Origin of the sequence: Myroides indicus, assembly GCF_004364575.1 — a bacterium.
GTDB classification, from domain to species: domain Bacteria; phylum Bacteroidota; class Bacteroidia; order Flavobacteriales; family Flavobacteriaceae; genus Flavobacterium; species Flavobacterium indicum_A.
Genome location: NZ_SOAG01000030.1, coordinates 14,599 through 34,851 on the forward strand (window position 1 = coordinate 14,599; position 20,253 = coordinate 34,851).

Below are 20,253 nucleotides of genomic sequence, written 5' to 3' on the forward strand. Positions count from 1 at the left end.
TTATGAAAGCTAAATCTATTTTATCGTTAATTTTAATTTTAACCTTTTTTCATAGCTGTAAGTATTATAACTTTACGGGAACAGGAAAAATTGATGCAGACACTTTTCAGGTAAATTACTTCCAGAACAATGCTGCTTTAGTTGAACCTGGCATAGAGCGTACATTTACACTGGCTTTGCAGGATTTAATTCAAAATCAAACCAGTCTAAGTTTAACTAATACAGACGGTGATTTGATTTATGAAGGAGAAATAATAGATTTTCGCATTAGTCCGATGACCGCTACTGCCGATCAAAGAGCAGCTCAAAACAGGCTTTATATTGCTATCAATGTTCGCTTTATCAATAAAAGAACACCCGACGATGATTTTGAAAAACGCTTTTCACATTACTATGACTATGATGCAAACGCACAATTAGTAGGTTCTACATTAAGTGCTGCTTTAGACGAAATTTATGAAAAAATCACGCAAGATGTCTTTAATGAATCTTTAGCAAAATGGTAATCATATTGTAAAACCAAGAAAATTTGAACAAAAACGATTTACATATCTTATTGCATCAACCCCATCATATTGCGGGAAATGATGCTAATGATTTCAACAGATTACTTTCCGATTTCCCATATTTTCAATCGGTCAGAAGTTTGTATTTAAAAAGTTTATACCTTCAAAAAAGTCAGTCATATAATCTTGAATTAAAAAAGACCGCTGCTTATACGCGCGACAGAGATACTTTATTTGATTTCATCACATCACCTGAGTTTACAGGTTACAAACCTATTTCACTGGACTCTTTAGCTACCGGTCAAACTAACTCAGCAAAAGAAAATACAAAGCAGCATTTAGCAGATGAAAAGCAGCCTGCTATAAATAGTTTACTTGACAGCATCAATACCATTGAGCAAGAAAGTGCATCTAATTTGGTAACTCAAGAAAAACCATTTATAAAAAACACAGCTTCAGAAAAACTTGAAATTATAAATTTAGAAAGCAAGTTAGAGGTAAACTCTCCATTAAAGTTTTCTGAAAACGAAAAACATTCCTTTCACGAGTGGCTTCAATTAGCTAGTACAGCTCCGATAGAAAGAAATAATAATTCAAACAAACCCTCAAATCAAGAACTTTTAGATAAAAAAGAAGTTATTTTAGACGATTTTAAGCAAAAAAAAATAGACTTAATCGATAAATTTATAGAAACAAACCCTAAAATTTCTCCAACAAAAAAAACGACATCAGCTCCCATAAACATTGAGATGTCTATTCAGGAAAACTCTAATTTAATGACCGAAACGCTTGCAAGAATTTACTTGGAACAAAAAAAATATCAAAAAGCAATACAAGCTTATGAAATTTTAATTTTGAAATATCCAGAAAAAAGTAGTTTCTTTGCAAACCAAATATCAGATATCAAAGCATTACAACAATATAATAGTTTATAAAGCATGAATACATTTACAATATTTTTAGTATTAATTGCTATCGTTTGTTTCTTACTTGTAGTAGTAATTATGGTTCAAAACCCTAAAGGAGGCGGTTTAGATTCTTCTTTCGGAGGTTCTACCGTTGTGGGTGGTGTAAAAAATACAAATGACTTTTTAGACAAAAGTACCTGGACATTAAGCGCTGTACTTATTATTTTGATTATAATGTCAAGTATTAGCTTTAGTGGTGGTGCAACAGGCGATTCTAAATTACTGGATCCAAATGCGAAAGCAACGCCTACTATGGAAGTACCTGCAACCCCAGAAGAGCAACAAACTGCTCCTGCTGAAAATACAGGTGACGCTCCACAAACAGAAACTCCTGATACGGCAGAATAAGCTGTCAAAAACAACATATAAAAATGCCAGCCCTGTCAAGCTGGCATTTTTTTTACACCTCCTTGTCATGTTTTAGTTTTGGCATACTTTATGCCTGATCCTACGCAGAATATTATAAAATATAAATTCAATTTCATAAATTTTTTTATTATGGCATTAAACATAAAACCACTTGCAGACAGAGTTCTTATTGAACCTTTACCGGCAGAAACAAAAACTGCTTCGGGTATTTTTATTCCGGACACAGCCAAAGAAAAACCTCAGAAAGGTACTGTAGTAGCGGTAGGAAATGGTACAAAAGACCATGATATGACTGTTAAAATTGGCGATATCGTACTTTACGGTAAATACGCCGGAACAGATTTAAAATTTGAAGGAAAAGATTATTTAATCATGCGAGAAGACGACATCTTAGCAATTATTTAATCAGACATTACAAAAACTAAAATTTTAAACTTTAATTATTAAACATTAAAACACAATGGCAAAAGATATAAAATTCGATATAGAAGCTCGCGAAGGATTAAAACGCGGTGTAGATGCATTGGCAAATGCTGTAAAAGTAACTTTAGGACCTAAAGGAAGAAATGTAATTATTGGAAAATCTTTTGGAGGACCAACCGTTACAAAAGACGGTGTTTCTGTTGCTAAAGAAGTTGAATTAGAAGATACTTTAGAAAATATGGGAGCGCAAATGGTAAAAGAAGTCGCTTCCAAAACCAACGATTTAGCCGGAGACGGTACTACAACTGCTACTGTTTTGGCTCAAGCTATCGTAAAAGAAGGTTTAAAAAACGTTGCAGCTGGTGCAAATCCAATGGATTTAAAACGCGGAATTGATAAAGCTGTTGAAGTAATCGTAGAAGAACTTAAAAAGCAAGCTCAGGAAGTTGGCGGATCTATGGATAAAATTCAACAAGTAGCTTCAATTTCTGCAAATAATGATGAATTTATCGGAGAACTTATTGCAAAAGCATTTGAAAAAGTAGGAAAAGAAGGCGTTATCACTGTTGAAGAAGCAAAAGGAACAGAAACTTACGTTGACGTAGTAGAAGGAATGCAATTTGACAGAGGATATCTATCTCCTTACTTTGTAACAAATTCTGAAAAAATGGAGGTAGAACTAGAATCTCCTTACATTTTGCTATACGATAAAAAAGTATCTTCTCTAAAAGAACTTCTTCCGATTTTAGAACCAATTGCACAATCAGGAAAACCTTTGTTAATCATTGCAGAAGATGTAGACGGAGAAGCTCTTTCTACTTTAGTAGTCAACAAATTAAGAGGTGCTCTAAAAATAGCAGCTGTTAAGGCGCCTGGATTTGGAGATCGCAGAAAAGCTATGTTGGAAGATATTGCTATCTTGACTGGCGGAGTGGTTATTTCAGAAGAACAAGGCTACACGTTAGAGAATACAACTTTGGAGATGCTTGGAACTTGTAAACGAGTTTCTATTGACAAAGACAACACTACGATTGTTAGCGGAAGCGGTGATGCTGAAATGATTAAAAACAGAGTAAATCAGATTAAAGCTCAAATGGAAGTTACCACTTCTGACTATGACAGAGAAAAACTGCAAGAACGTTTAGCTAAATTAGCAGGAGGAGTTGCTGTTCTTTTTGTAGGCGCTGCATCAGAAGTAGAGATGAAAGAGAAAAAAGACCGCGTTGACGATGCCCTTCACGCAACCCGAGCTGCCGTTGAAGAAGGTATTGTTGCCGGAGGAGGAGTAGCCTTATTAAGAACAAAAGCCGCCCTTAGCAATATTAAAGCAGTTTCTGCAGACGAAGAAACAGGTATCCAAATTGTAGCAAGAGCAATAGAAGCGCCTTTGAGAACTATCGTTGAAAATGCAGGATTAGAAGGTTCCGTTATTGTAGCCAAAGTTTTGGAAGGAAAAGACAGCTTCGGATATAATGCAAAAACTGACGAATATGTAGATATGCTTCAAGCTGGTGTTATTGACCCTAAAAAAGTAACCAGAGTTGCATTAGAAAACGCCGCTTCTGTATCCGGAATGATTTTAACTACAGAATGCGCTTTAGTGGATATTAAAGACGAAAACGCTGGAGGCAGCGGAATGCCTATGGGAGGCGGAATGCCAGGTATGATGTAATTCTTATCTTATTAATATTATTAAAAGGAGATATCTAATAGATATCTCCTTTTTTTCTATCATACACTACTCTGCTACTTCCTATGGTTTTAGGAATGTCTTCTTCCATACACCTCCTCTTTGTTCATAGAGCACCCTCTCATGAAATCGACTATCATTAAAAATTAAGAATTCTATGCGATAAGGTATAATCGCCCATACTCCGAAAGATTCTGGAGTTGGAAGAGACTTTTCTTTATATTGGTTATCAACTGCCATATAAGCTTGTTCTAACCATGCTATATCACTTAATTCTTCTCCTTGATTGCTTACAGTTGATACAATCTGACTCTCTCTATTTCGTCCTTTAAAATAAGTTTCGCTATAACTAAAATCTAACTCTTTAATAACTCCCTGCACACGCACTTGTATATTAGTAGACGTCCACCAAAATGCCAAAGCTACTTTATTATTTTCTCTAGCTTCTATACCCTTTCTAGCTTTTTTATTACCTGTGATAATAAAGCGATCATTTACTACTTCTTTGCACGACACAAATCTGCTATTAGGAAAACCGTCTACTCCTATTGTTGTAAAACAGCATGCAGAAGGAATTTTTACTGCAGTATGCTTTAATTCTTGTCGATATAGTTGATTAAAATATTTAATAGGGTTATTCATATACTCTCATCTAATAAATATCTACTACGTTTCATAATAAAATACACTACTAACTTACTATACAAAGCATTTTTATTATGAAAAATGAAAATAGGCGTTATAACCTCATCCTATTTAGAAGTAATTTCTTTTAAATCAGCTATTGTATTGATGGGATTTTTTGAACTAAATACAAAATTACCCGCCACTAATGCTGCTGCCCCGGCTTCTGTCAAAGCTTTAGCATTTTTATTATTTACGCCACCATCGACCTCAATTATAACCTGAGCTTCTTTTGCATCAATCATAGCTTTTAATTTAAGAATCTTATTATAGGTATTCTCAATAAAGCTTTGCCCTCCAAAACCCGGATTAACACTCATGATTAAAACCAAATCCAAATCTTGAATAATATCTTCTAACACAGCAACCGGTGTATGAGGATTCAAAGCTACTCCTGCTCTCATTCCTTCAGTTTTAATAGCCTGAATGGTGCGGTGTAAATGTGTACAAGCTTCATAGTGCACTGTTAATATATCTGCTCCAAGCTCGCTAAAAGTTTTTATATAGCGATCCGGATCAACAATCATCAAGTGAACATCCAATATCTTATTTGTATCTCTATGTTTATTAATAGCTTCTAAAACAGGCATCCCGAAAGAAATATTAGGTACAAAAACGCCATCCATGATATCGATATGAAACCAGTCTGCCTGACTTTCATTTATCATTTCTATATCTCGTTGTAAGTTTGCGAAATCAGCTGCTAAAACTGAAGGTGCTATTATTGTATTTTTCATATGTATCTATGTTATTTCTTATTAAATATATCAATTAGCCACTACTACTTCTGCCTCAAAAAGCATACTAAAATATTTTAAGATTTTTTCTTTTACTTCCTCCTCATTTACATGTTCCTGTCCGAGTTCTACATTTAATGATGTTACTCCTTTGCCTCGTATTCCACAAGGAATTATATTGTCAAAATATCCCAAATCAGTATTTACATTGAAAGCAAAGCCATGCATTGTTACCCAACGCGAAGCCCTTACTCCCATAGCACAAATTTTGCGAGCAAAAGGAGTACCTACACCTAACCAAACACCAGTTTCTCCCTCGCTTCTTCCCGACTCTATTCCATAATCTTTTAATGTCATGATAATAGTTTCTTCCAATAGGCGAAGATATTTATGAATATCGGTAAAAAAATTTTCCAAATCTAATATCGGGTATCCTACAATCTGACCCGGACCGTGATAAGTAATATCTCCTCCCCGGTTAATCTTGTAAAAAGTTGCTCCTTTTTCTTCCAATTGTTCTTTATTAAGCAGCATATTCTCTATATGTCCGCTTTTCCCTAATGTATAGACATGAGGATGTTCAACAAATAGAAAATAATTTTGAGTAGCCTTGTCCGTTTCATTTTTTCTGTTGTCTACTTTAGTTTGCAAAACAGACTGAAAAATTTCTTCCTGATAATCCCACGTATCTTTATAATCCCTCTCACCGAGGTCAATCAGCTCTACTCTTTTATTCATCTTAAAAATCTTGGTTATCTATTATACTTTGGGTTATTCAAAATTACCAATGCACCTATAATCCCCGGTACCCAACCGGCAAGCGTAAGTAAAAACACAATTACAATAGAACCGCATCCCTTATCAAAAACAGCTAACGGAGGCAAAAAAATTGACAATAAAACTCTCCAAATACTCATCTTTATTCTTTTATATTATACAAATTTCGCTTTTTTTTCTCATATAAGCACAGTTTAATTTTCAGTCAATTTATAAATGATAGCAATTGCCGCATTTTCAAAGATTAACTATATTTGCTTTTTTAAATAAATTTACAATTACTATGCAACTTTCAGAACAAGAAATCATCAGACGAGAAAAGCTGAGCAAACTGCAAGAACTTGGTGTAAATCCTTATCCTGCTAATCTATTTCCGGTTAATTATACCTCGAAACAGGTCAAAAATGATTTCGAAGAAAGTAAGAAGGTAATTGTATCAGGGAGATTGATGTCTTCAAGAATTCAGGGAAAAGCTTCTTTTGCAACTATTCAGGATAGCGAAGGTAAAATCCAATTATATATTAACCGCGACGAACTCTGTCCGGATGAAGACAAAACACTATATAACGAGGTATATAAAAAACTGATCGATTTAGGAGATATTATTGGAATTGAGGGAGAATTATTTACGACGCAAGTAGGCGAAAAAACAGTGAGAGTAAAAAACCTCACTTTGCTAAGTAAAGCTTTGCGACCGCTACCGCTACCTAAAACTGACGCAGAAGGAAATACTTATGACGCTTTTACTGATCCGGAATTGAGATACAGAATGCGTTATGTAGATTTAGTAGTAAATCCTCAAAACAAAGATATTTTCATCAAACGTACTAAACTGTTCAATGCAATGCGCCAGTTTTTCAATGATGCCGGATATATGGAAGTAGAAACTCCTGTTTTACAATCAATTCCGGGGGGAGCGGCCGCACGCCCTTTTGTTACTCATCACAATGCATTGGATATTCCACTGTATTTGAGAATTGCCAACGAATTGTATTTAAAAAGACTTATTGTTGGCGGGTTTGACGGAGTATATGAATTTTCTAAAAACTTCCGTAACGAAGGAATGGATAGAACCCATAATCCAGAGTTTACAGCTATGGAAATCTACGTTGCTTACAAAGATTACAATTGGATGATGGATTTTACAGAGAAACTATTAGAACACTGTTCAATAGCCGTAAACGGAACAACACAAGCTAAATTTGGCGAACATGAAATTAACTTTAAAGCTCCGTACAAGCGCGTTACCATGACAGAATCTATTAAAGAGTTTACAGGATTTGATATTACCGGAAAAACAGAGGATGAAATACGAAAAGCCGCTTTAAGCATGGGGATTGCAGTGGATGAATCGATGGGAAAAGGAAAATTAATTGATGAAATATTTGGTGAGAAATGCGAAGGAAACTATATTCAGCCCACTTTTATTACCGATTATCCAAAAGAGATGTCTCCTTTAACAAAAGCACACAGAGATAATCCTGAATTAACAGAGCGTTTTGAACTAATGGTGTGCGGAAAAGAAATCGCCAATGCTTACTCAGAGTTAAATGATCCTATTGATCAGCGAGAACGTTTTGAGGCACAAATGGACTTGGCAGAACGTGGGGATGATGAAGCTATGTTTATTGATCAAGATTTTTTAAGAGCTTTAGAATATGGCATGCCGCCAACGTCGGGCTTAGGTATCGGAATGGATCGTTTAATTATGTTTTTAACAAATAATCCATCTATACAGGAAGTTCTTTTCTTTCCTCAAATGCGTCCGGAAAAGAAAAAACCTGAGGTGGAGTTATCCGAAGAGGAAAAACTGATTCTCAGTATTCTTGAAAAGAACGACAATAAAATGGAGCTGAATTCGCTAAAAGAGCAAGCTTCACTAAGCGGAAAAAAATGGGATAAGGCGATGAAGGGATTGGCAAGTCATAATCTGACAAAAATAATTACCGAAAACGATATCAAATACACAATATTTCAATAATCAAAAGAGAGAATAAATTTCTCTCTTTTTTAATTTACCCCAAGCAGTAAATTAAACTTTTTATCTTATACACGATTAACTTATACAAAAAATCATATATTTGTGCGTAACCACAAAACTATAATTATGAAAAAAACAATTTACATTGCCCTATTAGCTATTTTCAGCATCACAGGCAATATCTTGGCACAAGATAAAAAAACAGCCGAACAGAAAGAAAAAACTGAAGTTGTTATCAGAGAAAATATAAAAGAACTTTCAGAAAACTACAAGCTCTCTCAATCTCAGCAATCTGCTGTAAAGCAATTGTTGGATTATAAATACAATTCTACTGATTCTAAAGAAAATATCAAAAAAACGTTAGAAGGAAGATTTCAAGCTCTATTGGGAGATCAATATGCAAAATTCAGTAAAAATGAAGCTTTGTTTAAAAAAATAATGGAATAAAAAAACAGCCTTATATAAAAAGCCGAGTCTTTAAAGATTCGGCTTTTTATTTTATCCTAAATATGTTTTCAAAATTTTACTTCTCGAAGTGTGTTTGAGTCTGCGAATAGCTTTTTCCTTAATTTGTCTGACGCGCTCACGCGTTAAATCAAATGTTTCTCCAATTTCTTCCAGAGTCATCGGGTGCTGATTGCCCAATCCGAAATACAGGCGAACTACATCCGCTTCGCGAGGCGTTAGTGTTTCCAATGCTCTTTCTATTTCTGTTTTCAGTGATTCGTGAATCAGCTCTCTATCAGGATTAGGCGATTCTCCGGAACGCAACACATCATATAAGTTAGAATCCTCTCCTTCTACTAATGGCGCATCCATTGATAAATGTCGTCCGGAGTTTTTCATACTCTCTTTAACGTCATTTACCGTCATATCTAATTCCTGTGCGATTTCTTCAGCAGATGGCGGACGCTCATTAGACTGTTCTAACAAGGCATACATTTTATTAATCTTATTGATAGATCCAATTTTATTTAAAGGCAAACGCACAATTCTTGACTGTTCTGCCAAAGCTGATAAAATAGACTGACGAATCCACCATACCGCATAAGATATAAATTTAAACCCTCTTGTTTCGTCAAAACGCTGAGCCGCTTTAATTAACCCTAAATTTCCTTCGTTAATCAAATCGGGCAAAGTAAGTCCTTGATTCTGATATTGTTTAGCTACAGATACCACAAAACGAAGATTTGCTTTAGTCAATTTTTCCAAAGCTCTTTGGTCTCCTGCTTTTATCCGCTGCGCCAGCTCTACTTCTTCATCTGCAGTAATTAAATCTACTTTACCTATCTCCTGCAAATATTTATCCAATGATGCTGTTTCACGATTGGTTACCTGCTTGGTTATTTTAAGTTGTCTCATATTATCTCAATCCTTATTATCTGCTATTAATTTATCTTGTACCTATTATACGTAAACAACAAGTAAAAAGTTACAATATTTTCATTTTTTTTTTTAATCATAAAAAAAAGGACTCGTCAAAGAGTCCTTTTTTCATTAGTAATAATTGGTTTTACTTAGCTCAACTTCATCAGCTACGACTTCGTCTAAGTAGCGTTCTAAGCTATCGTCTAATTCTTTCATCCATGGTGTATGATGTTCTTCTGCAGTCACTCCTGTCATAACGGAAGTATAAACTTTATCTCGATATTTAAGAATATTTTCTTCTTTGTCGTTTAACCAGCTTTTAAACATATCAGCCACCTTATCTAAATCAAAACTAGGGTAATCTGTTAAACTAATCAATTCTTTAATGTAATCAGTCTGAAAATCAACATGATCATAACCCGTTTTTGTTGCTGCTTCTTTTTCTATCCATTTTTCAATATCTATATTTCTTTCTGCTTTTTTAGGAATATCAATTCGTCCAAGCATATAATCTCTTGCAAACCAAGCTTGTGTATCAAACATATTGAATGTGTAATACTGATCCTGCATACCTAAAAAAATCAATCTTTCATTTTCGTTATATACAATTCCCTTATATAAATTGTCAGGATATAAACAGTTTTTAGTTTTTAACCGCAGATTATCCGGCAAGAAAGGAAATTTATGCTGATATCCTGTACACAAAACAACGGCATCAAATTCTTTAGAACTTCCGTCTTTAAAAAACGCTGTATTTCCTTTAAAGTGAGAAACCAAGGGTTTTTCTTCTATACCCGCAGGCCATTTTACGCCAATCGGATTAGTTCGATATGAAATTGTAATCGATTTACTGCCGTGTTTAAAACATTGCACACCTATATCCTCCGCAGAATAACTACTTCCAATCAGCAAAATATCTTTATCGATAAACTGATCTGCCCCTCTAAAGTCATGGGCGTGCATAATTACTCCAGGAAAATTTTCTATTCCTTTAAAATAGGGCATATTTGGGGTAGAAAAATGCCCGGTACCTACAACCAAATAATCAAAGTGTTCTTCAAAAGTTACATTCTCGACTAAATCGTCAAAGATTACTCTAAATTGCTTTTTATCTTCAAGATAATCAACCCAACGGGCAACAGTATTAAATTTAATATAATCGCGAGCATTACTTTGTTTTATACGTCCTTCGATATAATCAAATAATACTTCTCTCGGAGGATAAGAAGAAATAGGTTGTTTAAAATGTTCCATAAAGGTATAGTCTGCAAATTCCAAGCACTCTTTAGGACCATTTGACCACAAATATTTATACATACTTCCGTGGATGGGTTCACCATATTTCCCGACTCCCGTGCGCCATGTATAATTCCACATTCCTCCCCAATTATCTTGTTTTTCATAACATTTGATTTCAGGAATAGGATTACCCTTTTTCTGTTCCGATTCAAATGCTCTTAGCATAGCCAGTCCACTTGGACCAGCACCAATAATACCTACTTTAAAATTTGTCATTTTAACACAATATTTTTAGCTCTCATTTAATACAAAATGAAAGTCATTAATAAATTTAGATTCAAGATTTTATCAAAAAAGAATGCTGTTGATTCTTAATAGACACCCATAACGAGTGATTTTTTGACAGACTATGCCGAAGCAAAAATCCTAAAAGAAAACCTCAAAAGGTTTCAAAATACAAGGAATTACCTCCTTATTAACTGTATTAATTAATTTGACAACACAAAAGTGTAAATCAAATAAATGCAAATATAGTTATTTTTTCAATTATATACAAATATCTAAAAGTCAAACCTTTAATTTATACTTCTAATTATTTTTTTAAATTTGAGGTATACAAAGGTTAATTAAGATCATATGATACAAAGATATAAGATATTAAAAACAATCACTATAATTGATGTTGTGGTAGTTGTTTTCTTTTTAGGCATAGCTAAGCTATACGAAATTACTGAAAGCGGAATTTATCAGGCTAAGGTGTTAGGAGCAATATACGAAATAGTATGGCTTCCGCTTATTGTTACTTTATTTGCCCTGCCATTCATTTGGATTTTTTTAACTGTAAAAAAGAAGATTTCATTTAGTGCTATGATTTTTCCACTGATTATTTTAATCGGATTAATTTGTTATATGCTAATTTGGTTTTAAGCAACGGTTTTAATAAAAAAAGCGGCTCATTTAGATAAGTCAAAATTCAAATCTTATCTTATAAATACTCTCCTTGTTTTATAACTAAAGCACTATACATCAATGTATAATGAGGCACAGGAACAGATAGCAATTTTCCTTGTTCAACCATATAGCCAGCCATAACATTTAATTCTGTTTGTTTTCTATTATTCAAAAAATCGCTATGCATAGAAGTGGTTGAACCTCCGGGAATAGCTTTTAGTCTGCTAATTATTATATCAATTATATCTTTCGGCAGTTTAACCTCTTTTTTTAAAGCTATTGCTGTTGCTTCTGAAATTAAATTTTTGATACTGTCTGAGTAATTCTGCATAACCTGTCCTATACTGCAATTATAAAAAGCAGTAGCAGTAGCCGACGAAGACACTAAAATATACTTTTCCCAAACTTCTCCCGAAACACTATCTGTACAATGAGCGTTAATTCCTGCATCCTTTAAAACAATCTCTAAAAATTTCATGCGAGAGGACACAACTGAATCTGATCCAAATACAATCTTTTGTCTTCCACTAAGATTCTCAATTATTCCTGGTTCTTTTAATCTTGAAACCATGTAAGTACAACCTTGCCACACTTCATTTTCAATTAATTCGCTTTGCAATTTTTCATAAGTGCTGACTCCATTTAAAAGAGGAAGTATTACTGTATTCTGATGAATTAAATCTTTTAATCCTTTACGTATACTTTCTAAATCATACTCTTTTGTACAGAGAATGATATAATCCACAGGTGCTAACAAAGAAATATCCTCTACTGCTTCAAACGGATTTCCAATTATAATTCTCTCGCCCGAAATAACTTTTAAACCCTTTACTTTTATTTCAGACAAATGCTTTCCTCTCGCTACAAAACAGATTTCTACCTCTGGATTATTTTCGTATTTATGGGCCAATAATCCGCCATAAAAGCCTCCTACACCGCCCAAACCTACAATTGCAATTCTCACTTTTGTCATTTTCTGATGCTTTATATTTTTACAAAAAAACCACCTTTAAAAGGTGGCTTATATTTTAAAACAAAACTTTATTTATTTCCTGTTTTATCTTCTTTATTGTTACTTTCTTTATTAAAAGAAGTTTTTTCTTTGTTTTCTCTTGGTGGACGAGGCAGTAAAGCTTTTCTGGAAACTTTTGCTTTTTTAGTTTTCGGATCAATTCCCATATATTTTACATCTAATTCGTCTCCCATTTTTAACACATCTGATGGATTTTCAATTCGTTTCCAATCGAACTCAGATACGTGAAGCAATGTTTCTTTACCCGGTACAAATTCTACTACCGCACCGAAGTCAAGCATTTTCACAACTTTTACTTTGTACGTTTCGCCTTCAACCGGAGCAAAAATTGTATTGCTGATTGTTTGAAGCACTTTATCCATTCCTTCCTGACTTGTGCCTAAAATCTCAATAATCCCCAGATTGCCTACTTCATTAATTACAATTGTAGTTCCTGTTTCTGCCTGAAGCGCCTGAATATTTTTCCCACCCGGACCAATAATTGCACCAATAAAATCTTTGGGAATATCCACTGTAATAATTTTAGGAGCTTTTGGTTTAACCGTAGCGTTAGGTGTTGCAATCGTATCTGTCAGTTTACCAAGAATGTGCATACGCCCGTCATGAGCTTGTTTTAAAGCTTGCTCCATAATTTCGTAAGCCAAGCCTTCAATTTTAATATCCATCTGACAAGCAGTGATACCGTCTTTGGTTCCTGTTACTTTAAAATCCATATCACCTAAGTGGTCTTCATCACCCAAAATATCGGACAAAACGGCCCATCGCCCGGTTTTGCTGTCTGAGATTAATCCCATAGCGATACCTGAAACCGGCTTTTTAATTTGGATACCTGCATCCATCAACGCCAAGGTACCGGCACAAACTGTTGCCATAGAAGATGAACCATTAGACTCCAATACTTCTGAAACCAATCGGATTGTATAAGGACAATCGTCAGGAATCATTGTTTTTAGTGCGCGCTGTGCTAAATTTCCGTGTCCTACTTCTCTTCTCGAAACTCCTCTTAACGGTTTTGCCTCTCCTGTTGAGAAAGGCGGGAAATTATAATGTAAATAAAATTTTTCTTCTCCTTGCTCACTTGGCAAATCAATAACGTTGGCTTCTCTTGAAGTACCTAATGTAACTGTTGCTAAAGCCTGAGTTTCTCCACGTGTAAAAATAGAAGAACCATGAGTAGAAGGCAAATAGTCAACTTCACACCAAATAGGGCGAATTTCAGTTGTTTGACGACCATCTAAACGAATTCCTTTATCTAAAATTAAATTGCGGACAGCTTCTTTTTGTACTTTTCCAAAATATTTACTAATCAGTTCGGCTCTTTCTTCACGTTCTTCTTCAGAAAACAAAGCCAAAACTTCTTCTTTAACTTCAGCAAATTTTTCACCTCTTTCTTGTTTACCGCTTGCATGTGATGCTATTTCGTACAGCTTAGCATAAGCAGCATTGTGAACAGCTGATTCTACATTTGCATCTTCTTCTTCCGGTTCATATTCTCTGTAAGTCAGATTTAAAGCGGCACGCATCTTTTCTTGCGCTTCAATTTGCGCCTTAATAGCTTCATGAGCAAATTTAATGGCTTCGATCATTTCCAATTCAGAAATCTCTTTCATCTCACCTTCTACCATACAGACAGAATCTTTAGAAGCACCGATCATCATATCGATATCGGAAGCCTCCAACTGCTCTCTTGAGGGATTGATAACGAGTTTTCCTTCTACACGAGCCACTCTTACTTCAGAAATGTAGTTGTAAAACGGAATATCTGACACAGCCAATGCAGCTGATGCAGCCAAACCTGCTAATGCATCCGGCATTACATTTTCGTCAAAAGACATTAACTGAATCATCACTTGTGTTTCTGCATGATAATCATCCGGAAATAACGGACGAAGACAACGGTCAACAAGACGCATGGTCAGAATTTCCTGATCACTAGGACGTGCTTCTCGTTTAAAAAAGCCTCCCGGAAAACGCCCGGCAGCAGAAAACTTTTCTCTGTAATCTACGGTTAATGGCAAAAAATCAACACCCGGATTCGCTGTACGTGCGGAAACCGCTGTTGCCAATAACATACAATCACCCATTCTAACAACAACAGACCCATCTGCTTGTTTTGCTAATTTTCCTGTTTCGATTGAGATGCTTCTCCCATCTCCTAAATCGATAATTTCTTTAGTTACCTTAGGAATCATAATAATTTATACTTTAGGGTTTCTGTCTCTCCGAAGAGAGACGTAATTAATAGTTGTGTGTGTTGTTGTGTAGTTGTATGAAACCCAATGAAAAACCAGACTTTTTCTGCTAAAAGGCTAAAAAACAAAAAGAGGCGCGCAGGCACCTCTTCTCTATTGATTATTTTCTAATATTCAATTCTTTAATAATCTCACGATATCTGTTGATTTCTGTTTTCTTCAAGTAGTCAAGTAGTCTTCTTCTTTTACCTACTAAAAGAACCAGTGAACGCTCTGTATTATAATCTTTACGATTTTTTTTCAAATGTTCTGTCAAGTGAGCAATTCTGTAAGAGAACAAAGCTATTTGTCCCTCAGCAGAGCCTGTATTCTTTGCATTACCTCCGTGTTTTGCAAAGATTTCTTCTTTAATTTCTTTTGTTAAGTACATGCTAATATTTTTTAAATCATTTTTATGCACGAATTACAGTCTCTCCGCAATTCAGGCGCAAAGGTAATTTTATTTTTTTAATATCCTTGCCAAAAAAGATTTTTTTTCTCTGCTTAGAGAATTAATTATTACGTAAACACAATCAGATACATAGAATTAAAATAACCGAGCTATTTCTTCATTCATTTTTTCAAGAAAAAGCCGGTCTTCTGATGTAAAAGCATTTAAAGTGTTAGAATCGATATCAATCTGTCCAACATTTTGTCCGCTAACAAATAAAGGAACTACAATTTCTGCTTTCACATTGATATTGCACGAAATATAATTATCTTGCGCAGTAACGTCGTCGACTAAAAAAGTATTGTTTGACACAGCCACCTGTCCGCAAATCCCTTTTCCAAAAGGAATAACAGTATGATCGGTAGGCAAGCCCGCGTATGGTCCTAAATGCAGCGTTTTTTCCTCTTGATTAGCAAAATAAAAGCCAACCCAATCATAGTGTTCTACGGATTGCTGTAATAAATCACAGAGTTCTTGAAGTTTATGTTCTATTTTATTTTCTTCTTTATTTAATATAGTTTTAGCCGTGCTTAACAAAATACCATAATCCATTCCTCTATACTTCTTAAAATTTATTTTGCAAATCTATTTAAAATCGCGGGTATAATCAGGTTTTAGCTTCGGCTGATTTCTTAAAAAATGTTAAACCAAGAATCTGCTTCTATTTTTAGTTTTTTTTTATAACTTTGTATCATGCTAAACAAGAAGCACATAAGCATCCTATTTCTGATTGTCTTCATTTTCTCAAATGTAGGATGGTCTGTCAATGTGCATTATTGCAGAGACATTGTATTTAGTCAGCTTTCATACTTGCAGGATGCAAAGCATCATTGTGCAATGGAAGAGGAAGAGTCAATGTCTTGCTGTCAAAAAACAGAGCAACACCAAAAGGACAATACAGAGGATTGCTGCAGAGATCAGATTATAAAGTCTAATTCTTCCGATCAGTCTGTTATTATTATTAAAACCCTTCCTCTCCAGTTTGAAGGCTTTATTGCAGATTCTTCATGGACCGAATTGCTGCTAGATAGTATTGAAGATTACCCAACTAAAGATAAGTATTTAGCTTATTATGTGGACTCTAACGCTCCACCTCTTTTCAAACTGTATTGTCAGTTTATTTTTTACGCCTGATACTAATATTTTAAAATTTAGCTTTTAATTATTCCTCTTTCGGAATGATGGTTTATTTTTTAATTTATTAATATCTAAGTACATGAAATATACATTCGCGATAATTGCATTATCTGCAATTTCGTCTGTTTACGCTCAAGAACAACTAACAGGAACAATTGTAGATGAAAATAATCAATCTGCTATCGGAGCCTCAGTTTTTTGGGAAAATACATCTATCGGAGTTACCACTGACTCAAACGGTCATTTTTCTATTCCATTTCAACCTGATAGCAATCTAATTATTAGTTATGTTGGTTATCAATCCCAAACAATCCGCATTCACGAAGAACCCAAAAAGATAAATGCCAAATTAGTACCTGACACCGAACTGGAAGAGGTTTTGATTAACACCAAACAACGCAATACAGTCCGATCTTTAAAAGGCACTACAAATAGCATTACTATGAATAGTGGCGAGCTCTTAAAAGCAGCTTGCTGCAATATATCGGAAGCATTTGAAACTAATCCTTCTATTGACGTAAACTATTCAGATGCTGTAACGGGAACCAAGCAAATAAAAATGCTGGGATTAACCAGTCCTTACATCCTTATTGCAGAGGAAAACATTCCGGCAGTCAGAGGAGCCTCTCAAGCATACGGACTAACTTTTACCCCCGGAACATGGGTTGAAAACATACAAATTACAAAAGGAGCCGGAACAGTAATTAACGGATACGAAAGCATTTCCGGACAAATAAATACTGAACTGATAAAACCTATCAATGACCGTCCTTTATTTGTCAACCTATACGGATCAACCGACCAGCGTTTTGAAGCAAATATACACGCCAGCAGCCACCTGTCCGATAAGTGGAGTACCAGTTTATTTTTGCATGGAAATACCCGAACCGGAAAACACGACGAAAATAAAGATGGTTTTATGGATATGCCTAAAGGAGATCAGATTAATATCATGAACCGCTGGCAATATACCAATCTGGAAAAAGGATGGATAAGCTTTTTTACTTGGCGTTATATGAACGACAAGAAGCAAACCGGGCAAATGGATTTTGACAAAAAAACAGATCGGGGAAAAACTCATCTTTGGGGATCTGAAATTAATACCGAAAAACTAGATTTATCTACCAAAATAGGTTATGTATTTCCTGATATGCCTTTTCAAAGCATGGGGTTACAACTATCTTATAATTATCACAAACAAGACTCTTATTTTGGGTTAAACCAGTATGATATCAAACAAAACAGTTTTTATTCCAACTTCCTCTTTAGTTCAATTATCAACAATACCCTTAATAAGTTTAGCACAGGGATCAGTTTTACATTGGATAAATACCAAGAGGATATATTGGTTCCCTCACTTGATGGCAATTTCGATCGCATAGATAATTCAGTAGGAACATTTTTGGAATACACCTATGACAACACTGATAACTTTAGCATTATTATGGGAATGCGTTTTGATTATCACAATAGAATGGGAGCCTTTTTGACCCCTAGGTTACACTTGAGATACAATCCATGGGAAGATGGGGTTTTGAGAGCTTCTGCCGGACGTGGAAAAAGGCTGGCTAATATATTTGCGGAAAATCAAATTTATTTAGCTTCTAATCGTCATTTTCAGATACAAGGCAACGGAGGCAAAATCTATAATTTAGATCCGGAAATAGCCTGGAATTACGGAATCAGTTTTTCACAGGGATTCCATATCTTCGGAAGAAAAGCAGAAACAACTTTCGATTTTTATCGAACTGATTTTTCCAATCAAATTGTAGTTGATATCGATCAAAGTTCGCATTTAATCGATTTTTATAATTTAGAGGGAAATTCCTACGCCAATAGTTTACAATTAGAATTTAATTACAACATTTTGCGAAATTTAAATTTAAAATCTGCTTATAAATTCTATGACATTCAAACAGATCAAAAAAATGGTAAATTTGAAAAAGCTTTCCAACCTAAACACCGTTTTTTTGCCAATTTAGAATACGAAACAGAGGTTTCTGACAAAGGAGGCAACTGGAAGTTTGACTTTACATACAACTGGTTGGGGAAACAGCGAATTCCTACCACTACAGACAATGCTGTTGTTAATCAAATGAAATCTTACAGCAATCCGTTTTCAACAATGAATTTTCAAATTACAAAGGTTTTCTCTCCTAGATTTGAAATTTATCTAGGGGGAGAAAACATCGGAAATTACACACAAAAACAAGTTATTTTGGGAGCAGAAGATCCCTTTGGACCAGATTTCGACAGTTCAATGGTATATGCTCCCATCTTTGGGCAAATGTATTATGCCGGATTGAGATTTAAATTAGATTATTAAAACAATATAAAATATTACATTATGAAAAAAGTATTTTTAACATTTATCATCGCATTTCTTTTCTCTACAGTACAAGCACAAGAAAAGGGAAAACAAACTATTTCTGTAAAAGGAAATTGTGAAATGTGCAAAAAAAGAATCGAAAAAGCAGCCCTAGACGTAAAAGGAGTGCGTTCTGCAGAATGGTCAGCTGAGAAGCAGGCAATAGATTTATATATCAACCCAAAAAAGACAAATACAAAAGAGGTTGAAAAAGCAATTGCCAAAGCAGGTCATGACACAGAACATATTACTGCAGAAGACGAAGCTTACCAAAGCTTGCATTCTTGTTGCCAGTATAGTAGATAATAAACTAAAAACAAAAGCACTAATGAGATTTCATTAGTGCTTTTTCAAACAACAATATGAAACTTTACAGACAAACTCACAAACTGTAAAGCTTTTAATTCTTCATAGCATTTTATTATTCATATTGTTCAAGTAAATATTTTATTAAATCCGTTGTAGTCAATATTCCTACAAGCAGATTTCCATCCATTACAGGCAATGCCCTAAAATCTTTCTTTGCTAAAATTTCTGCAGCGAATTTTATATTTTCATTCATCTGAATGGTTGTAACATTTTTTACCATTACCTGCTCTAACGTAAACATGTTAAACACGGTAGTATCTACACTTTTATCTTCATCTCCAAAATCAGCCAGACTCACTTTCAATAAATCAGCATAACTTAAAATACCTACCAACTTGTTTCCAGAGACAACAGGCAGATGCCTGACTTTATTCTTTTTAAAAAGCTCTTCTGCTTTAGTCAAAGAATCTGTGATATTAAGCTTAACAAGCTCTCTAGTCATAATACCTGAAATAGGAACATGCTGTTTCATATCGCAATTCTTTAAATTTATAAAACAAATGTAGAACAAGCAGATTGTATAAAACATGATTTTTATCAGGTTATTAAACAATAGCCTTATCTAGCTTTACATATAGAAGCAGTTTGTTTATTGAATAAAACTTTTATGTACCTGTTTTAAAAATATCTAGAAGAACTCGATACTCTTTTCAGGAAAAACAAATCGTAAAGCAGAATAAACTCATATGAACCTTTGGCTTCTCTATGGATATCAGAAGTGATGTAATCCTAAGATTCTTAGTAATCCTTTAATTCAACACACCTACTATATCTCATCTTTTCGGTAAGTTAATCCCCGGTAAGTAAAATTACAAAATACTTATCCGGGGATAACCAAATCTAACCAAAAAACTAATAATTTACTTATTGATTTGTACCCATCCGGTTCGCGTTTTACCGTGGGCGATAATTACATAATAATACGTTCCATCCGGAAGCTGTTTGCCTTGTTTATTTTGTCCGTGCCATTG

At 34.5% G+C, this 20,253-nt stretch carries 23 protein-coding genes; 11 read left to right on the plus strand and 12 right to left on the minus strand.

The genetic code is table 11. From position 1 onward, the window contains the following. Window positions 1–2: 2 nt before the first annotated feature. The 5 genes from lptE to groL all read left to right on the plus strand — a co-directional run bounded on the left by lptE (window position 3) and on the right by groL (window position 3,938). Window positions 3–506: an LPS assembly lipoprotein LptE gene (gene lptE / locus C8P70_RS11640; protein WP_133713491.1), complete on the plus strand. Its 504-nt coding sequence runs from the start codon at window positions 3–5 to the stop codon at window positions 504–506. Window positions 507–529: 23 nt separating this feature from the next. After that, complete coding sequence (locus C8P70_RS11645) at window positions 530–1,441, plus strand: tetratricopeptide repeat protein (RefSeq protein WP_133713492.1); 912 nt, start codon at window positions 530–532, stop codon at window positions 1,439–1,441. A gap of 3 nt (window positions 1,442–1,444) precedes the next feature. Further along, a complete protein-coding gene (gene secG / locus C8P70_RS11650; RefSeq protein ID WP_133713493.1) occupies window positions 1,445–1,822 on the plus strand; it encodes a preprotein translocase subunit SecG in 378 nt (125 codons plus the stop codon). Window positions 1,823–1,972: 150 nt separating this feature from the next. Continuing rightward, window positions 1,973–2,248, plus strand: a complete 276-nt coding sequence (locus C8P70_RS11655; protein WP_133713494.1) for a co-chaperone GroES — start codon at window positions 1,973–1,975, stop codon at window positions 2,246–2,248. Between the two features lie 55 nt (window positions 2,249–2,303). Further along, window positions 2,304–3,938 carry a chaperonin GroEL gene (gene groL / locus C8P70_RS11660; protein WP_133713495.1) on the plus strand — a complete coding sequence of 545 codons (1,635 nt, stop codon included), beginning with the start codon at window positions 2,304–2,306 and terminating at the stop codon, window positions 3,936–3,938. Between the two features lie 81 nt (window positions 3,939–4,019). Here groL and C8P70_RS11665 read toward each other — a convergent pair whose 3' ends face one another. From C8P70_RS11665 to C8P70_RS11680, 4 genes are all read right to left on the minus strand, one after another. Continuing rightward, complete coding sequence (locus C8P70_RS11665; protein WP_133713496.1) at window positions 4,020–4,598, minus strand: pyridoxine/pyridoxamine 5'-phosphate oxidase; 579 nt, start codon at window positions 4,596–4,598, stop codon at window positions 4,020–4,022. A gap of 110 nt (window positions 4,599–4,708) precedes the next feature. Continuing rightward, window positions 4,709–5,377, minus strand: coding sequence for a ribulose-phosphate 3-epimerase (rpe, locus tag C8P70_RS11670; protein WP_133713497.1), 669 nt, complete (start codon window positions 5,375–5,377; stop codon window positions 4,709–4,711). Between the two features lie 30 nt (window positions 5,378–5,407). Continuing rightward, window positions 5,408–6,115 (minus strand): lipoyl(octanoyl) transferase LipB, encoded by a 708-nt coding sequence (gene lipB / locus C8P70_RS11675; protein WP_133713498.1) that lies wholly within the window; start codon window positions 6,113–6,115, stop codon window positions 5,408–5,410. Window positions 6,116–6,129: 14 nt separating this feature from the next. Next, window positions 6,130–6,294 (minus strand): YqaE/Pmp3 family membrane protein, encoded by a 165-nt coding sequence (locus C8P70_RS11680; protein WP_133713499.1) that lies wholly within the window; start codon window positions 6,292–6,294, stop codon window positions 6,130–6,132. A 143-nt stretch (window positions 6,295–6,437) separates the two neighbouring features. On the opposite strand from C8P70_RS11680, the gene lysS reads away from it, so the two are divergent. Next, the gene (gene lysS / locus C8P70_RS11685; protein WP_133713500.1) at window positions 6,438–8,135 is read left to right on the plus strand and encodes a lysine--tRNA ligase; all 1,698 of its coding nucleotides are present in this window, start codon (window positions 6,438–6,440) and stop codon (window positions 8,133–8,135) included. 126 nt (window positions 8,136–8,261) lie between these two features. Next, window positions 8,262–8,582 carry a hypothetical protein gene (locus tag C8P70_RS11690; protein ID WP_133713501.1) on the plus strand — a complete coding sequence of 107 codons (321 nt, stop codon included), beginning with the start codon at window positions 8,262–8,264 and terminating at the stop codon, window positions 8,580–8,582. A 51-nt stretch (window positions 8,583–8,633) separates the two neighbouring features. Here the strand turns inward: C8P70_RS11690 and C8P70_RS11695 are convergent, their stop codons facing one another. After that, window positions 8,634–9,497: a sigma-70 family RNA polymerase sigma factor gene (locus C8P70_RS11695; RefSeq protein WP_133713502.1), complete on the minus strand. Its 864-nt coding sequence runs from the start codon at window positions 9,495–9,497 to the stop codon at window positions 8,634–8,636. A 135-nt stretch (window positions 9,498–9,632) separates the two neighbouring features. Further along, window positions 9,633–11,018 carry an NAD(P)-binding domain-containing protein gene (locus tag C8P70_RS11700; protein WP_133713503.1) on the minus strand — a complete coding sequence of 462 codons (1,386 nt, stop codon included), beginning with the start codon at window positions 11,016–11,018 and terminating at the stop codon, window positions 9,633–9,635. A 360-nt stretch (window positions 11,019–11,378) separates the two neighbouring features. Between C8P70_RS11700 and C8P70_RS11705 the strand changes: the two genes are divergently transcribed. Then, window positions 11,379–11,669, plus strand: a complete 291-nt coding sequence (locus C8P70_RS11705) for a hypothetical protein (RefSeq protein WP_133713504.1) — start codon at window positions 11,379–11,381, stop codon at window positions 11,667–11,669. A gap of 58 nt (window positions 11,670–11,727) precedes the next feature. On the opposite strand, the gene C8P70_RS11710 is transcribed toward C8P70_RS11705, so the two are convergent. The 4 genes from C8P70_RS11710 to C8P70_RS11725 all read right to left on the minus strand — a co-directional run bounded on the left by C8P70_RS11710 (window position 11,728) and on the right by C8P70_RS11725 (window position 15,960). Then, window positions 11,728–12,666: a ketopantoate reductase family protein gene (locus tag C8P70_RS11710; RefSeq protein ID WP_133713505.1), complete on the minus strand. Its 939-nt coding sequence runs from the start codon at window positions 12,664–12,666 to the stop codon at window positions 11,728–11,730. Between the two features lie 68 nt (window positions 12,667–12,734). After that, window positions 12,735–14,918, minus strand: coding sequence for a polyribonucleotide nucleotidyltransferase (locus C8P70_RS11715; RefSeq protein WP_133713506.1), 2,184 nt, complete (start codon window positions 14,916–14,918; stop codon window positions 12,735–12,737). Between the two features lie 160 nt (window positions 14,919–15,078). Then, window positions 15,079–15,348: a 30S ribosomal protein S15 gene (gene rpsO, locus C8P70_RS11720; protein WP_133713507.1), complete on the minus strand. Its 270-nt coding sequence runs from the start codon at window positions 15,346–15,348 to the stop codon at window positions 15,079–15,081. A 156-nt stretch (window positions 15,349–15,504) separates the two neighbouring features. Beyond that, window positions 15,505–15,960 carry a GAF domain-containing protein gene (locus tag C8P70_RS11725; protein WP_133713508.1) on the minus strand — a complete coding sequence of 152 codons (456 nt, stop codon included), beginning with the start codon at window positions 15,958–15,960 and terminating at the stop codon, window positions 15,505–15,507. Window positions 15,961–16,101: 141 nt separating this feature from the next. Between C8P70_RS11725 and C8P70_RS11730 the strand changes: the two genes are divergently transcribed. The 3 genes from C8P70_RS11730 to C8P70_RS11740 all read left to right on the plus strand — a co-directional run bounded on the left by C8P70_RS11730 (window position 16,102) and on the right by C8P70_RS11740 (window position 19,219). Further along, on the plus strand, window positions 16,102–16,542 hold the full coding sequence (locus C8P70_RS11730) for an HYC_CC_PP family protein (RefSeq protein WP_133713509.1): 441 nt from the start codon (window positions 16,102–16,104) through the stop codon (window positions 16,540–16,542). Window positions 16,543–16,624: 82 nt separating this feature from the next. Beyond that, window positions 16,625–18,871 (plus strand): TonB-dependent receptor plug domain-containing protein, encoded by a 2,247-nt coding sequence (locus C8P70_RS11735; RefSeq protein ID WP_133713510.1) that lies wholly within the window; start codon window positions 16,625–16,627, stop codon window positions 18,869–18,871. 21 nt (window positions 18,872–18,892) lie between these two features. Continuing rightward, window positions 18,893–19,219: a heavy-metal-associated domain-containing protein gene (locus tag C8P70_RS11740; protein ID WP_133713511.1), complete on the plus strand. Its 327-nt coding sequence runs from the start codon at window positions 18,893–18,895 to the stop codon at window positions 19,217–19,219. 115 nt (window positions 19,220–19,334) lie between these two features. Here C8P70_RS11740 and C8P70_RS11745 read toward each other — a convergent pair whose 3' ends face one another. Further along, complete coding sequence (locus C8P70_RS11745) at window positions 19,335–19,754, minus strand: CBS domain-containing protein (RefSeq protein ID WP_133713512.1); 420 nt, start codon at window positions 19,752–19,754, stop codon at window positions 19,335–19,337. 388 nt (window positions 19,755–20,142) lie between these two features. After that, a partial coding sequence (locus tag C8P70_RS14270; protein ID WP_133712545.1) for a T9SS type B sorting domain-containing protein occupies window positions 20,143–20,253 on the minus strand: 111 nt, incomplete at its 5' end.

Coding starts and splice junctions, on each gene's coding strand:
- C8P70_RS11735 (WP_133713510.1), top strand. CDS start 16,625: ATGAAATATACATTCGCGATAATTGCATTATCTGCAATTTCGTCTGTT.
- C8P70_RS11740 (WP_133713511.1), top strand. CDS start 18,893: ATGAAAAAAGTATTTTTAACATTTATCATCGCATTTCTTTTCTCTACA.
- C8P70_RS11700 (WP_133713503.1), bottom strand. CDS start 11,018: ATGACAAATTTTAAAGTAGGTATTATTGGTGCTGGTCCAAGTGGACTG.
- C8P70_RS11745 (WP_133713512.1), bottom strand. CDS start 19,754: ATGAAACAGCATGTTCCTATTTCAGGTATTATGACTAGAGAGCTTGTT.
- C8P70_RS11665 (WP_133713496.1), bottom strand. CDS start 4,598: ATGAATAACCCTATTAAATATTTTAATCAACTATATCGACAAGAATTA.
- lysS (WP_133713500.1), top strand. CDS start 6,438: ATGCAACTTTCAGAACAAGAAATCATCAGACGAGAAAAGCTGAGCAAA.
- lptE (WP_133713491.1), top strand. CDS start 3: ATGAAAGCTAAATCTATTTTATCGTTAATTTTAATTTTAACCTTTTTT.
- C8P70_RS11715 (WP_133713506.1), bottom strand. CDS start 14,918: ATGATTCCTAAGGTAACTAAAGAAATTATCGATTTAGGAGATGGGAGA.
- C8P70_RS11680 (WP_133713499.1), bottom strand. CDS start 6,294: ATGAGTATTTGGAGAGTTTTATTGTCAATTTTTTTGCCTCCGTTAGCT.
- secG (WP_133713493.1), top strand. CDS start 1,445: ATGAATACATTTACAATATTTTTAGTATTAATTGCTATCGTTTGTTTC.
- C8P70_RS11655 (WP_133713494.1), top strand. CDS start 1,973: ATGGCATTAAACATAAAACCACTTGCAGACAGAGTTCTTATTGAACCT.
- rpe (WP_133713497.1), bottom strand. CDS start 5,377: ATGAAAAATACAATAATAGCACCTTCAGTTTTAGCAGCTGATTTCGCA.
- C8P70_RS11705 (WP_133713504.1), top strand. CDS start 11,379: ATGATACAAAGATATAAGATATTAAAAACAATCACTATAATTGATGTT.
- C8P70_RS11710 (WP_133713505.1), bottom strand. CDS start 12,666: ATGACAAAAGTGAGAATTGCAATTGTAGGTTTGGGCGGTGTAGGAGGC.
- groL (WP_133713495.1), top strand. CDS start 2,304: ATGGCAAAAGATATAAAATTCGATATAGAAGCTCGCGAAGGATTAAAA.
- C8P70_RS11730 (WP_133713509.1), top strand. CDS start 16,102: ATGCTAAACAAGAAGCACATAAGCATCCTATTTCTGATTGTCTTCATT.
- C8P70_RS11690 (WP_133713501.1), top strand. CDS start 8,262: ATGAAAAAAACAATTTACATTGCCCTATTAGCTATTTTCAGCATCACA.
- lipB (WP_133713498.1), bottom strand. CDS start 6,115: ATGAATAAAAGAGTAGAGCTGATTGACCTCGGTGAGAGGGATTATAAA.
- rpsO (WP_133713507.1), bottom strand. CDS start 15,348: ATGTACTTAACAAAAGAAATTAAAGAAGAAATCTTTGCAAAACACGGA.
- C8P70_RS11725 (WP_133713508.1), bottom strand. CDS start 15,960: ATGGATTATGGTATTTTGTTAAGCACGGCTAAAACTATATTAAATAAA.
- C8P70_RS11695 (WP_133713502.1), bottom strand. CDS start 9,497: ATGAGACAACTTAAAATAACCAAGCAGGTAACCAATCGTGAAACAGCA.